The organism is Virgibacillus ndiopensis (genome assembly GCF_900187325.1).
GTDB classification, from domain to species: domain Bacteria; phylum Bacillota; class Bacilli; order Bacillales; family Amphibacillaceae; genus Virgibacillus_E; species Virgibacillus_E ndiopensis.
The window spans coordinates 932049-945606 of sequence record NZ_FZMZ01000004.1; the positions used below are offsets into that span (position 1 = coordinate 932049).

The following is a 13558-nucleotide window of genomic DNA, read 5'->3' on the forward strand; positions in this document are numbered from 1 at the left end:
TTATTCACCTCGTTTTAGTCCGATTCGGTCAAAAATTTGATCAACATTTTTCAAATGGTACGTGTAATCAAAACAATCCTCGATTTCCGCTTGTGATAATTTGCTCGTTATTTGTTCATTTTGTTCCACTAGTTGCTTGAAATGAGTTGCCGTTTCCCATGCTTGCATAGCTTTTGGCTGAACTAAATCGTATGCTTCTTCTCGTGTCATACCTTTGTCGATTAGTGCTAGCAGTACGCGCTGAGAAAAAATAACTCCATGTGTTTTATCAATATTTCGTTTCATATTTTCCGGAAATACGGTAAGATTTTTCACGATATTTGAAAAACGATTTAGCATATAATTAAGTGCTATTGTTGTATCAGGTAAAATAACCCGTTCTGCGGATGAATGGGAGATATCGCGTTCATGCCATAGTGAAACATTTTCATATGCTGTAACCATGTGTCCGCGTACCACACGTGCAATTCCTGTCATATTCTCGGAACCAATTGGATTACGTTTATGCGGCATTGCGGAAGAACCTTTTTGACCTTTTGCAAAAAATTCCTCCACCTCGCGTGTCTCCGTTTTTTGTAATCCGCGAATTTCCGTGGCGAATTTTTCAATTGACGTTGCAATCAACGCTAAAGCTGAAATGTAATTTGCATGACGATCACGCTGTAACGTTTGTGTCGATACCGGTGCAGGCGATAAACCTAATTTTCCACATACATATTCTTCAACAAATGGATCAATATTGGCGTACGTTCCAACTGCTCCCGAAAGCTTACCGAATTCAATCATATTTGCCGCTAATTCAAAACGCTCTAGATTACGCTTCATCTCCTCGTACCACAATGCGAGTTTTAGCCCAAACGTTGTTGGTTCAGCATGGACACCATGTGTTCTCCCCATCATGACTGTATGCTGATGTTCAATTGCTTTATCTTTTAAAATTTGAATAAAGTTTGTAACATCTTTACGGATAATTTCATTTGCTTGTTTTAAAAGATAAGATAGTGCTGTGTCCACTACATCTGTAGACGTTAAGCCATAATGGATCCATTTACGTTCTGTGCCCATTGTTTCCGAAACTGCACGGGTGAATGCCACTACATCATGTCTTGTTTCCTGCTCAATTTCATAAATTCGATTTATATCGAACGAAGCGTTCTTGCGGATTTTACCAACATCTTCTTTTGGAATAATACCGAGTTCACTCCACGCTTCACATGCTAAGATCTCTACTTCCAACCATGCTTTAAACTTATTTTCTTCTGTCCAGATATTACCCATTTCTTCTCGTGTATAACGATCAATCATTATTCTTCCCCCTCGTATGTACTGACTAGCTTGTTTACTTCCTCAATTGTTTCTGCGATAAATGTAATATGCCCCATTTTCCGTTTTGGCTTGATTCCATCTTTTCCATACAAATGGATTGAGGCATTACCTAGTGCTGGCATCATGTTTAAAACATGCTCCATGTCTTCGCCAAGAATATTAACCATCGTTGCTGGTTGAAGAAATTTAATTGGTGTTAACGGTAATCCACAAATGGCTCTAATATGCTGGCCAAACTGTGAAATATTACACGCCTCTATAGTGTAATGACCAGAATTATGTGGTCTGGGTGCCATTTCATTAAGGAAAATTTCATCCCCTTTTACGAACATCTCAATCGCAAATGTTCCAACAATCTGCATTCTTTCAGCCAGGATAGTTGCTGCTTGAACTACCTTCATTTCTACTTGGTTGTTAATCGAAGCTGGCACAACTGTTTCATAGAGAATATGATCTTTGTGTGTATTCTCTGCAATTGGGAAAAATTCTAATCCTCCATCTTGTGTACGACTAAAAACAACTGATATTTCTTTATCAAATGGAACCCACTGTTCAATTATGCAGTGCTCATTTTTCTCAGCAAATTCCATTGCCTCTGTTCCATCACTTTTTGCTGACAATTTAATTTGACCTTTGCCATCATACCCACCCCGACACGTTTTTATTACGCATGGAAATGTTGTGTTTTCTAAAGCCCTTTTACACTCCTCACCATTCGTGACGATAGAAAATGCAGGAACTGGTAATCCCGCTTCCTTCATCAGTTGTTTTTCTTTTTCACGGTTTTGTGTGATTTCCAATGCAAAAGCACCTTGTGGTAATTTGCCTTGTTCTTCTATATATTTAGCTGCTTTAAGATCAACATTTTCAAATTCATATGTGATCACATCACTCATTTCGGTTAATTTCTTGATCGCTTGCATATCATCATAAGCAGCAATAATTTGCTCGTCAGCCACTTGTGCTGTTGGACAATTTGGTGTTGGATCAAGAACCACAATTTTATACCCCATATACCTTGCAGCAATAGCCATCATTCTTCCGAGTTGGCCACCGCCGATAATCCCTATTGTCTTTGGTGGTAAAATTGTTCTATTTTCCTGCAAGATCATCCCTCATTTCCGCCACTTTTTCCTTCATGCTTACACGATAAGTAAGTAGTCTTTCCGTAACATCCTCATTAAAAGCACCAATTATTTGTGCTGCAAGAATCCCTGCATTGGTTGCTCCAGCTTTTCCAATTGCCACTGTTGCAGTTGGGACCCCACCAGGCATTTGCACAATCGATAATAGGGAATCCAAACCGTTTAATGTTTTACTTTGCACCGGGACACCAATGACAGGCAGAGTTGTTTGAGATGCCACCATTCCAGGAAGGTGCGCTGCGCCACCAGCTCCAGCAATAATCACTTTTAGTCCGCGTTCCCGAGCCGATTTTGCATAAGCAAACATGTCGTCAGGTGTACGGTGAGCAGAAATAACTTCTTTTTCATATGAAATTTCTAGCTCGGCTAACATGTCGCATGTATGTTTCATCGTTTCCCAATCGGATATACTCCCCATAATCACGCCAACTTGTGGTGTCATCAAATCCCTCTTTCTATTTGGAATATATTTGTTTATAAGCATTAAAAAAGTCTATTCGAATCCTCAAAAAATGAGAGAAGACGAATAGACATTATCTTGACATAGCAAAACGTATCATTGCTTACGCACAACGATTCACCCTCCCTCATAGTCCAGCATTTACGGTGCTGGGTAGAAACTTCGAGCCATATTCTCAGGAAATATATGAGGAACCGTATTTATTTGTGTCTTAAGCATACCAAATAGCATAATTACATGTCAATAAAATATCGAACAATGGTAAAATATTTATATTTAATGTTCGGTTTTTGACCGAGATTGATGTAGTTACGTTCAGATAAGGACTCAATACCTATTAAGAACTTACCATTTACCTTGTTTATATGAAAACCCTACCAGAACATAGAACGAATCTATTCAGGCTTTTCATTATTTGTTTCTGTAAATTGCTGCTGAACGCTAGGCTTGCTTGCCGCAGCTACGTTCTTCTTTCCCAATCTTCCTTTACGTACTTGCTTCACCCAAAACCCGCCATTGATTTGCTTAGGTTCGTAAGAGATAATAAAAGCTTTCGGATCGATTGTTTTGATTGTTTCATATAACATCAGCTCATATTTTCTTGGAGTTAAAATCTGCATTGCTAATCTATCACCTTCCATTCCATAAGCAAACCAGCTCGTTACACCATACCCCTTTTCCCGTAATTTACGTGTAAATTCGATATCTGGATTAGATGAAATGACATTTACTGTTATGTAACCGAGAGCGAGTTTTTCTTCAATCTTCGTACCAACAACAACACCGATTCCGAATCCAACAGCATAGGCAATAATATTTTGAACTTCATTTAAATTATCAAGCACAAGACCTAACCCTAAAATATAAACGACAACTTCAAACATACTTACAAATGCCGCAAGATACCTGCGCCCTTTTAATGTTAATATCATTCGGATTGTAGAAAACGAGACATAAACAATATTTATTGCCAGAATGATGATAACCATTACATATGCATTACTTAGCAAAATGAACCCTCCAAGACTGTTATTATTATAAGAATACCTTAATTCTTTCTAAAGTTAAATACTATTGAATTCACCCAAAAATTATGTCACGCATATACATATTATTAATTCTAAATTGCAATAGAAGAGGTGATTCTCATGGACCCTTTCAAACAGATGGGTGATTGGAAAAAAAATATGGATCATTTTTTTGGCGAAAATTTTTGGAATGAGTTTGAAGGCATTATCAAACCTACTATTCCACAAATCAATGTCTATCACACTGAAAATGAAATTACATGTATTTTAAATATCCCCGGATTAACGGATTTAAACAAAATAGATATATTTGTCGATTATGCAGCACTTGAAATTAATGGGGTAATAGATATACAACATCAAGGTGGAACAGTTGTGAAAGAAGAAATTCTCCAAGGTGCATTTGATCGAAGAATTAGCTTACCTTTTCCTGTACGCTCAGATAAGATAAAAGCAAGTTATAAAAACGGAATTGTGCTTATCCAATTATATCGATTAATTTCGGATGCAAGCAGTAAACATAGGGTTCCTGTACGATTATTAGAAGATAAGTAAGAAAGAGGCTGGATACCAATTGAGTTCCAGCCTCTCTTATTACTTCATTTTTCCCGGTAATGCATGTATCGATTCAATCAATGTATTGAGCTTGCCTTCGATTCGGTGTAACAAATAAAAGGTTACAACGATTGGAAAGCCAACATCTGTCACAAAAGATATCCACGCTTCCATGTACTCGACCTCCATTTCAACTGTAAATAATAGAGTAAAACGTTTGTTTTTTGCTTTATGGAGCTATCAACAGCGTAAGCAACGTCCAGAGACTGATTTAAGTTCCCTCACCTTCATACGATAAATCAACATCGATTCGCTACACTTATCGTATTCCCTTTATCTCTTACGGAAGGGATGTTCTGTTAAAACCCCGCTTTACGTAGCAATACCGAACCTCCCGTATTGCACTGGCGCACTACACACGTCGCTAAACGGCGCTTGTGCTTTTGTACTAAAAAAACCAGTGGCGAGACATTTGCCAAGCCGCTGGTCTGTTTGCAAGTTATTATGCTAGTTCAATATCAACTACATTTCGTTCCACAATACGTGCACTTTTTGTTGATACAAGATTCCCACCTGAAGATGTGAAAGCATTTTGTGTAATGATTTCTTCCATAGCAGCTTTCACAGCGGCCGGATCGACCGGTTCAACTGGTTGTTCCAGTGAATATGTGACTGTTTTCCCGTCTTGATTCAAAAACTTAAGCTCTAGCTTTTTCATCGTCTAACCTCCTTTCTTTATTTTACTGTTGAAAAACTAGCCTTGAATTTCGAAGCTATCATCGCGTTCAATACTGTAAAGCGGACGCTCTTGTAAACCTGCAACAGCTTGTGCAATTGTATATAATTGGTCAGCTGTTGCATCGGTCTTTACATTGTTGAAGCTTTTTAATTTAAAAATTTGTTTACCAGATTCGGGATCAATACCTTCATCAAGCACTAACTGTAACGTAGATTTATATTTTTCTGCTACTGCCATGTTCTCCCCCTCCTTTCACCAATACTATCGAATGGTAGGAAGGAAAAGGTGGCATGCATTTATGATAAGTTTAAATACTTTTGACAATATTGTGCCGACGGGGGGATGTTCTCGCTCTCGGGATGATGTTCTCGCTCTCGGGGTGATGTTACTACGCCCGGGACGATGTTTACACTCTCCGGACGATATTCCAGCTCTACGGGAGATATTTTCACTCTCGGGGTGATAAACTTGATATCCTCATATAAAAAGGGCTCTCTGCACTGCAGAAAACCCTTTAACCTTAATCTTTATTCGGTCCATATATCCGCTTCTCAATCGAAGACTTTTTACCATTTAATCGTTTATGTAAAGTACGCTTCCAATTTTCCGCCAAAGCTTCACAAGCAGCAAGTTCCTCAGTAAGCTTTACATCATCCTTTTTCACATGCATAACATCATTACAATTTGCGATTGTCCATCGTGGGTATGGACGTTCTAATAACGTTAATTCCACCTCTCCTTGGACATAAGCCTCTTTCAATACACGAAAATACCAACCCGTTCTACCTGACTGTTGAATCCTTAAGGCGAAATCCATCACGCGAAAGCGACGTGCTGGTTTCCAGCATGGTTGACGTGGTTGTGACACCTGAATAACTGCATCTCCAAATTGATACGTATCACCAATACATACCGAATGTTCATCCATATATTCAACAGCTAAGTTCTCCCCCATTGCACCGATTCCTATCGTTTCCATATCGAGGTTCCCTCTCCAAAATTCATAATGCTTTGCGGGATACGTAAATATCGCTTTTTCCGGGCCACCGTGGTTTTTCTTATCTGCTACTTCATCACCAGATAGTCCCGTTTTCCCCAACCATATTTTACCCTCAGCACAATCTTTAAACATTCCACTTTCCCACTGCCTATCCAACCGATTTGTTGCATTAGGTTTTCCGACCTGTTTAACTTTTCCAGTTAGTAGTTTTATAATGTATGGTGCATTCACCGTGCTTCCCCCTTTCAACTTATGGTATAGTAAATAAAATTCTACACTTATTTTACTTGAAATACAGTTACATTGTAAGAGGAACATTATTATGGAGGTATCGGGCGTGGATAATACATTAAAAAAAGCTACATTTGCTGGTGGATGTTTTTGGTGCATGGTAAAACCATTTGATCAGTGGGAAGGAATTCATCGTGTAGTCTCAGGCTATACAGGTGGCCATGTAGAAAATCCAACATACGAGGATGTTAAAACAGGTAAAACTGGTCATTATGAGGCAGTTGAAATCACCTATGACCCAACCGTTTTTTCCTACCGTGATATTCTTAAAATCTATTGGCAGCAAATCGATCCAACAGATGATGGTGGACAATTCCAAGACCGTGGCGATTCATATCGGACAGCTATTTTTTACCATGATACAGATCAAAAAGAATTGGCTGAAGCTACCAAGCAGGAGCTTGAACAAAGTGGTAAGTTTCAAAAGCCAATCGTTACAAAAATAGTACCTGCAGTAACTTTCTATCCTGCTGAGGACTATCATCAGGATTTCTACAAGAAAAATGAAACAGAATACAAAGAGGACCGCGCTAAGTCTGGCAGGGACGAGTTTATCGAAGAGGTCTGGAAAAACTAATACCTTAAAAGAGCTTCCATCAATTTGGAAGTTCTTTTTCATATCTTCCTTCTTCCTCTTGTTTGTTCGGTTTAGTACAGTATAATAGTATAATATGCTTTTCAATGTCGTTCAGAGATTAGGAGAATGTGATTTGCTAAATAACGAATCATTAACACCATTAAAAATGCTATTGTTTTGTTTTCATGCGACAAACACAATTATTATTAGTTTTTTACCATTATATCTAAAGCATAAGGGGTTGAATGGCACAGAGATTGGTTGGGTACTAGCTGTTGGACCACTTGCTTCCATATTTGCACAGCCTTTTTGGGGATATATGAGTGATAAATATAAGACGGTAAAGCGAATGCTAGTAATCTGTATCGTTGGTCTTCTCATTAGTAGTGTGCTTTTCTTTCAAATGAGTAGTTTAATTGCAATCATCCTAATGGGAGCAGTGTTTTACTTTTTCACATCCCCGATTGGCGCACTCGGAGACAGTTTAGCACAACGACGTGCAGATGATCTCAACGTTTCTTTTGGCGGCATTCGCATGTGGGGATCAATTGGATTTGCTACATCTTCCCTTATTGTCGGTGAAGTTCTCTCTAAGATTGGTGTTCAATATATGATATGGCCATACGTGTTCTTTGGAACGATCGCATTACTGGTCGCATTCCGCTTAACCGATGTAAAAGTTGAATCAGATCCTATCCAACTAAAAGATATTAGTAAAATACTTACCAATAGACCGTACATCATCTTTTTAATAATCATTATGTTTTTAACCATTTCACACCGGGCGAATGACAGTTTTATTGGGTTGTACATTGCACAGCTTGGTGGAAGTGAGAGTCTAATTGGTTTAGCATGGTTTGTTGGTGTTATTAGTGAAGCAGCAGTATTTGCTTTTGCACGATTTTGGTTCAGAAAATTCCATACATTAATATTTATTATTATAGCTGGTGCTCTCTACAGCTTGCGTTGGTTTATTTATTCTGCTGTTGATGATCCAAGTTACATCATTGCACTACAAGTATTACATGGCTTAACATTCGGTATATTCTACTTATCTGCATTTCAATATATTACTAGATTAATTCCTAAACTATTGCAGTCTACCGGACATCTAGTATTTTTTGCCGTATTCTTTGGAGTTTCTGGAATAATCGGATCCCTTACAGGCGGCGCATTGATCGACTCCTATGGTGGAAATACCCTTTATCGAATAATGGGATTCTGTGCATTAATTGGGACTGTTGGAATGATTTTATATCATATATTACCGTATGGCAAGGAAGTGCAACAGCGTAAAAGTGAACAAATTTAAAGAGAACTTTCTCGAATGAAAGTTCTCTTTTTTTGTACCATCAAATTATCTCCATAATTCCAATGGATACCAAGGCAACTATTTAGATTTGTGCCTTCTCCATTAGCTTGTGATAAGCATCAATATTATTGGTAGTTTCAGCGATATTATAGATAGCATTGTAAAATTTTCGTTTATCCAATTCATATACAAAATTATTTTCAAACCCCTTGGTAGTATATACCACGAATTCCCATATCGGTTTATAATCTCGCCTGCACACTGCTTTTGCAATTCCATTTAGCACCCCTAAAAGTTCTAAGGTAACTACTACATTTTCCCTAGCATAATGTCGAATTGATGCAAAAGCAATATATAAGTAATCATCAAATTCCAGTTCTTCTAATATCAAACGCAGATTCCCATCTTCATCTCCTAAATAAGGTGTAAAATTTACTTCCTTAGAGATATGGATAAGCAAATCACCAATTTCAGACATAGTACCAATAGCTGTTTTGGGATCATCATTACCTAGTGCATGGATAGCAATCTCAACAAATTTATTAATGCTGAATTCAATGTCTTGTATTTCTTTCTGTTGTTCTCCAATATGGAACATGTTTAAATACTTTTCTTGATTGATGTCCTCCTCATTTCCGTTCCAATAAGTTATGAGCGGGGTCGAACTATAAACATACTCGCCAACTTTGTATTCAGATTGAATTACCAAACCATCTTTTCTAGCTTCATGAATTATTGAATTATAATCTATTGTTTGTAAATACCCTGAACAATTGCATACAATTTCTACTCCCTTTTTTACCTTAATGTAATCCTTAATTTTACACATATTATTTATACGGTTAGGCTCAATTTCAGTCAGAAGTGAATTTTTAATAATCGAAACTGATTCTTTCTTCATTTGTCCTGTCATTTTTGTGACTTGCATCCAACTAACGATATGATTAATAAAAAACACGAATGTTCCTAATGTTACCGCTGCTAGTAAAGTAGCTGTAACAGGAATCATGCAATATTGCTCTGTGGCCTCATCATTAATAAAAAATAGACAAAAAAGCATATAAAGGAAACTTCCACTAAATATCCCCAAAGACTGTTGAGTATATTTATGTCGCATAAAATTACTTAATACCCTAGGAGAAAACTGAACGGAAAAAGTTGAAAATGCTCCCATAACACCATAAAAGGTAAATGATGTTAAGGATAAAATTCCACCAGTAAGCGTAGCTAAAATTGATTTTGTCAGCTGATAGTTTACAGTTAGTAAAGAATCTATGCCTTTCCCTATCTTTATTCCTATATCTATCCATACCGTAATAGCAATTAGAGGTATTGTTATTAAGAGGTAAATGGTTGGCGTAACCCAAAGATTACTAAAAATTTCATGCCATTTTTCTCTTTTAGACATGCTTTTATAGCTTTTTATAATTAAAGGGAGATTAAGCAATTTATACATTGATACCACATCCTGATGTTATTTGTTCTCTATTAATACCCTGTATATTCTATAAATTAACTTAAAAAGCTCTCTTTTCTCCGACTTCTATAATTCAAAATATTAAGATTTAATACCGTAAAAAAATACTAGTGCTTTCTAACACACTAGTATTTTATCGAGATCCTATTTAACTCAAGAAAATAAAGTACAAAATAAATATTACAAACAACAAATACATAATGCCGTTAATTTCTTTTCTACGGCCCTTCATAATCATTGTAATCGGATAAAAAATAAATCCCATAGCAATCCCAGTAGCAATACTATACGTTAATGGCATCGCAACGATTGTTAAAAACGCTGGAACAGCAATTTCAAATTTATCCCAATCAATGTTTTTTAAGGACGATGACATTAACACCCCTACGATAATCAACGCTGGCGCGGTTACCTCTGCTGTTACAACACTTAGCAATGGTGAGAAAAATAATGCTAGCAGGAATAATCCAGCAGCTACAACTGCGGTAAATCCTGATCGACCACCTGCACCAACCCCAGCAGTTGACTCAACATAAGAGGTTGTTGTTGATGTCCCAACAACTGAACCAACAACAGTTGCAGCAGAATCTGCGAACAATGCCTTTCCTGCACGTGGTAATTTATTATCTTTCATTAATCCAGCCTGTGTAGCAACTGCTACCAACGTTCCTGCTGTATCAAAAAAGTCTACGAATAAAAACGTTAAAATGACGACAAGCATTTCAATTGAAAAAATGTCACCAAAATGAGCAAACGCCTGACCAAATGTAGGAGCTAAGCTTGGTACTTCTCCAACAATACCATCAATTCCTGATGGTGGTGTGATCAATCCAGTAATGATTCCAACAATAGCAGTTAGAACCATTCCATAAAAAATTCCACCTTTTACATTTAAGCTTAGTAAGATAACAGAAACAATAATTCCAAATATCGCTAGTAATACTGTAGGCGATGTAAGATCACCTAACGCCACCAATGTTGCATCATTTCCAACAATAATTCCAGCACTCTGAAAACCAATAAATGCTATAAACAAACCAATTCCTGCACCTACAGCCATTTTCAAATTAGCCGGAATCGCATTAATAATTTTTTCTCGAAGCCCTGATAATGTTAATACAATAAAAATAAGTCCAGAAGCTAATACACCTGATAGTGCTGTTTCCCAGGGAATCCCGTATCCAAGCACAACCGTATAAGCGAAAAATGCATTTAACCCCATACCCGGAGCAAGCACAACAGGATATTTTGCAATAATACCCATGAACAATGACCCGACGGCTGCTGCGATTGCAGTAGCAGCAAAGACAGCGTCTGCATCCATCCTAGTAACTCCAGCTGGTAAATCTTCAATTCCAGCTAATGAGAGCGTAGATGGATTAACAAATAAAATATATGCCATTGCTAAGAACGTTGTTAGTCCTGCGATAAATTCTGTTCGATAGTTTGTTCCTAACTCATCAAATCGGAAAAACTTCTTCACGTTTTCTCCTCCTTTTTCTTTAAACAGCTTTGTCTTACCACTTTTCTTTAAAAAATAAAAGCACCCTTGATTGAATACCAAGAGTGCTACCTTCACTATGCAAGAAAAAGTAATCGGAAAGAAAATGTAAGTAGCTGTTGATCTCTCATTTTCACCATTACTGTAATCTGCGTAGTCAGACCATTTACGGCAGTCTGGTAGAAACTCATGGGCCATATCCCCGAAATTATACGCGTAACATTTATTCGATTTTCGCCAATTTCCAATACTATAGTACTACTAGATAAATAATATGTCAACAAAATACGAACTAAATTTACATTTTAACTAATAATGTTCGTTTTTATTCCCACTCAATCGTAGCAGGTGGCTTACTGGTTACATCATACACAACACGGTTAATATGTTCTACTTGATTGACAATACGTGTAGAAATCTTTTCCAAAATATCCCATGGGATACGTGCCCAATCAGATGTCATTCCATCAATTGATGTAACAGCACGAATTCCTATTGTGTAATCATATGTCCGTGCGTCCCCCATTACACCGACACTGCGAATATCCGGAAGCACGGTGAAGTATTGCCATATATCCCGATCTAATCCTGCTGTAGCAATTTCTTCACGTAAAATTGCATCTGACTCCCTAACTATTTCCAGTTTTTCTTCTGTTACTTCACCTAAAACTCGAATCGCTAAACCCGGACCCGGGAACGGCTGGCGCCAGACAATATTTTCAGGAATGCCAAGCTGAATACCAAGTTCTCGAACTTCGTCTTTAAATAATGTGTTTAAAGGTTCAATCAACTCAAACTGCATATCTTCAGGTAGTCCACCAACATTATGATGGGACTTAATTGTTTGTGCAGTTTCAGTACCACTTTCAATAATATCTGTATAGAGGGTTCCTTGTGCCAGAAAATCTATATCCTTCAATTTTGCCGACTCATCGTCAAACACATAGATAAATTCATTACCAATTATTTTCCGCTTCTTCTCCGGATCATCGACACCTGTAAGCTTAGATAGGAAGCGATCTTTAGCATCAATTTTAATAATGTTCATGTGGAAATCATCAGCAAATGTTTCCATTACATCATCTGCTTCATTCTTACGGAGTAATCCATGATCAACAAAAATACATGTCAGTTGGTCACCAATTGCTTTATGAATAAGTGCTGCAACAACAGACGAGTCAACCCCACCGCTTAATGCGCACAATACTTTCCGGTCCCCAACCTTTTCTTGAATTTTTTTAACTTCCATTTCAATAAAGTTCTCAATCGTCCAATCCCCGTCACATTTACATACGTCATACACAAACTGCTTTAACAGATGATTTCCATATTCTGAATGACGCACCTCTGGATGAAATTGTACACCATATAATTTTTCGCTTGGATTACTCATTGCAGCAATTGGTGTTGACGGACTGGTTGCATCAATTTGAAATGAAGTCGGTTCCTCCATCACTTTATCACCATGACTCATCCATACGGTTTGATTTTTTGGCGTATCTTTAAAAAGAAATGCATCATGACTAAGATCAATAAGCGCTTTTCCATATTCACGATTTTTTGCTCTTTCAACCTTTCCACCAAAGTGCAAGGTCATAAGCTGCATACCGTAGCATATCCCTAAAATAGGAATGTCTAAATCGAAAATTTCCTCATCGCAGCGAAAGCTATTTTCATCATAAACACTGTGCGGTCCACCAGATAAAATAATACCTTTAGGGTTCATGCGCTTAATCGCTTCAGCAGTCAGTTTATGTGAATGAAGTTCACTATAAACACCCAATTCCCTTATTCTTCTCGTGATTAACTGATTGTATTGACTACCAAAGTCTAGTACTAAAATCATTTCATTGTTAGTATCCATATCTTCTCTCCTCCATTAAAAAACCTGAATTCCTTACCTAAAATGTAATCTAGACAAATAAAATTCTCATCTAAATACAAAAAGGCAGAAATCCAGGTTAATTATATTCAAACCATACAGATATTCCGCCTTCATAGTCAGAGCATTTACGGCGCTCCGGTAGAAACTTTCGAACCATATTATCGAGGATATACGAACGGCGTATGAATTATTCAATTGACTTTAATTGTTGGCGAATTTGGAAGCATCCGCTTTTACTCTTTCTAATTCTACTAACCTACAT

Annotated in this window: 14 protein-coding genes and 3 riboswitches; of the genes, 3 read left to right on the forward strand and 11 right to left on the reverse strand. The window is 37.3% G+C overall.

Annotation, left to right across the window (positions count from 1 at the left end):
* From purB to CS937_RS07015, 4 genes are all read right to left on the reverse strand, one after another.
* Entirely contained in the window at nucleotides 1–1305 is a 1305-nt protein-coding gene (purB, locus tag CS937_RS07000) for an adenylosuccinate lyase (protein WP_099157710.1), read from the reverse strand.
* The gene (gene purK / locus CS937_RS07005; protein ID WP_099157711.1) at nucleotides 1305–2432 is read right to left on the reverse strand and encodes a 5-(carboxyamino)imidazole ribonucleotide synthase; all 1128 of its coding nucleotides are present in this window, start codon (nucleotides 2430–2432) and stop codon (nucleotides 1305–1307) included. Before purK ends, purB begins: the two co-directional genes overlap by 1 nt.
* On the reverse strand, nucleotides 2419–2913 hold the full coding sequence (purE, locus tag CS937_RS07010) for a 5-(carboxyamino)imidazole ribonucleotide mutase (RefSeq protein ID WP_099157712.1): 495 nt from the start codon (nucleotides 2911–2913) through the stop codon (nucleotides 2419–2421). Before purE ends, purK begins: the two co-directional genes overlap by 14 nt.
* A 128-nt stretch (nucleotides 2914–3041) precedes the next feature.
* Nucleotides 3042–3141: riboswitch (purine riboswitch) on the reverse strand.
* A gap of 185 nt (nucleotides 3142–3326) precedes the next feature.
* Nucleotides 3327–3941, reverse strand: a complete 615-nt coding sequence (locus tag CS937_RS07015) for a DUF2179 domain-containing protein (protein WP_099157713.1) — start codon at nucleotides 3939–3941, stop codon at nucleotides 3327–3329.
* A 138-nt stretch (nucleotides 3942–4079) separates the two neighbouring features.
* Between CS937_RS07015 and CS937_RS07020 the strand changes: the two genes are divergently transcribed.
* A complete protein-coding gene (locus CS937_RS07020) occupies nucleotides 4080–4514 on the forward strand; it encodes an Hsp20/alpha crystallin family protein (protein ID WP_099157714.1) in 435 nt (144 codons plus the stop codon).
* Between the two features lie 39 nt (nucleotides 4515–4553).
* Here the strand turns inward: CS937_RS07020 and CS937_RS07025 are convergent, their stop codons facing one another.
* The 4 genes from CS937_RS07025 to CS937_RS07040 form a co-directional block, all read right to left on the reverse strand.
* Nucleotides 4554–4688, reverse strand: coding sequence for a YvrJ family protein (locus CS937_RS07025; protein WP_099157715.1), 135 nt, complete (start codon nucleotides 4686–4688; stop codon nucleotides 4554–4556).
* Nucleotides 4689–5016: 328 nt separating this feature from the next.
* On the reverse strand, nucleotides 5017–5232 hold the full coding sequence (locus CS937_RS07030) for a DUF2922 domain-containing protein (protein ID WP_099157716.1): 216 nt from the start codon (nucleotides 5230–5232) through the stop codon (nucleotides 5017–5019).
* A gap of 36 nt (nucleotides 5233–5268) precedes the next feature.
* Nucleotides 5269–5490 carry a DUF1659 domain-containing protein gene (locus tag CS937_RS07035; RefSeq protein WP_099157717.1) on the reverse strand — a complete coding sequence of 74 codons (222 nt, stop codon included), beginning with the start codon at nucleotides 5488–5490 and terminating at the stop codon, nucleotides 5269–5271.
* Nucleotides 5491–5773: 283 nt separating this feature from the next.
* Nucleotides 5774–6484: an MOSC domain-containing protein gene (locus tag CS937_RS07040; protein WP_245835709.1), complete on the reverse strand. Its 711-nt coding sequence runs from the start codon at nucleotides 6482–6484 to the stop codon at nucleotides 5774–5776.
* A gap of 106 nt (nucleotides 6485–6590) precedes the next feature.
* On the opposite strand from CS937_RS07040, the gene msrA reads away from it, so the two are divergent.
* Entirely contained in the window at nucleotides 6591–7121 is a 531-nt protein-coding gene (gene msrA / locus CS937_RS07045) for a peptide-methionine (S)-S-oxide reductase MsrA (protein ID WP_281251882.1), read from the forward strand.
* A 133-nt stretch (nucleotides 7122–7254) separates the two neighbouring features.
* Nucleotides 7255–8433, forward strand: coding sequence for an MFS transporter (locus CS937_RS07050; protein WP_099157720.1), 1179 nt, complete (start codon nucleotides 7255–7257; stop codon nucleotides 8431–8433).
* A gap of 82 nt (nucleotides 8434–8515) precedes the next feature.
* Here the strand turns inward: CS937_RS07050 and CS937_RS07055 are convergent, their stop codons facing one another.
* The 3 genes from CS937_RS07055 to guaA form a co-directional block, all read right to left on the reverse strand.
* Nucleotides 8516–9889 (reverse strand): DUF2254 domain-containing protein, encoded by a 1374-nt coding sequence (locus CS937_RS07055; protein ID WP_099157721.1) that lies wholly within the window; start codon nucleotides 9887–9889, stop codon nucleotides 8516–8518.
* A gap of 169 nt (nucleotides 9890–10058) precedes the next feature.
* Entirely contained in the window at nucleotides 10059–11393 is a 1335-nt protein-coding gene (locus CS937_RS07060; RefSeq protein ID WP_099157811.1) for an NCS2 family permease, read from the reverse strand.
* 152 nt (nucleotides 11394–11545) lie between these two features.
* A riboswitch (purine riboswitch) is annotated at nucleotides 11546–11647 on the reverse strand.
* An 89-nt stretch (nucleotides 11648–11736) separates the two neighbouring features.
* A complete protein-coding gene (gene guaA, locus CS937_RS07065; protein ID WP_099157722.1) occupies nucleotides 11737–13275 on the reverse strand; it encodes a glutamine-hydrolyzing GMP synthase in 1539 nt (512 codons plus the stop codon).
* A 114-nt stretch (nucleotides 13276–13389) separates the two neighbouring features.
* Nucleotides 13390–13491, reverse strand: a riboswitch (purine riboswitch).
* Between the last annotated feature and the right edge of the window lie 67 nt (nucleotides 13492–13558).

What these genes read in the sequence shown, in the direction of transcription:
- CS937_RS07035 (WP_099157717.1), bottom strand. Translation starts at nt 5,490, where the DNA reads ATGGCAGTAGCAGAAAAATATAAATCTACGTTACAGTTAGTGCTTGAT.
- purE (WP_099157712.1), bottom strand. Translation starts at nt 2,913, where the DNA reads ATGACACCACAAGTTGGCGTGATTATGGGGAGTATATCCGATTGGGAA.
- CS937_RS07020 (WP_099157714.1), top strand. Translation starts at nt 4,080, where the DNA reads ATGGACCCTTTCAAACAGATGGGTGATTGGAAAAAAAATATGGATCAT.
- guaA (WP_099157722.1), bottom strand. Translation starts at nt 13,275, where the DNA reads ATGGATACTAACAATGAAATGATTTTAGTACTAGACTTTGGTAGTCAA.
- CS937_RS07025 (WP_099157715.1), bottom strand. Translation starts at nt 4,688, where the DNA reads ATGGAAGCGTGGATATCTTTTGTGACAGATGTTGGCTTTCCAATCGTT.
- CS937_RS07055 (WP_099157721.1), bottom strand. Translation starts at nt 9,889, where the DNA reads ATGTATAAATTGCTTAATCTCCCTTTAATTATAAAAAGCTATAAAAGC.
- purB (WP_099157710.1), bottom strand. Translation starts at nt 1,305, where the DNA reads ATGATTGATCGTTATACACGAGAAGAAATGGGTAATATCTGGACAGAA.
- CS937_RS07030 (WP_099157716.1), bottom strand. Translation starts at nt 5,232, where the DNA reads ATGAAAAAGCTAGAGCTTAAGTTTTTGAATCAAGACGGGAAAACAGTC.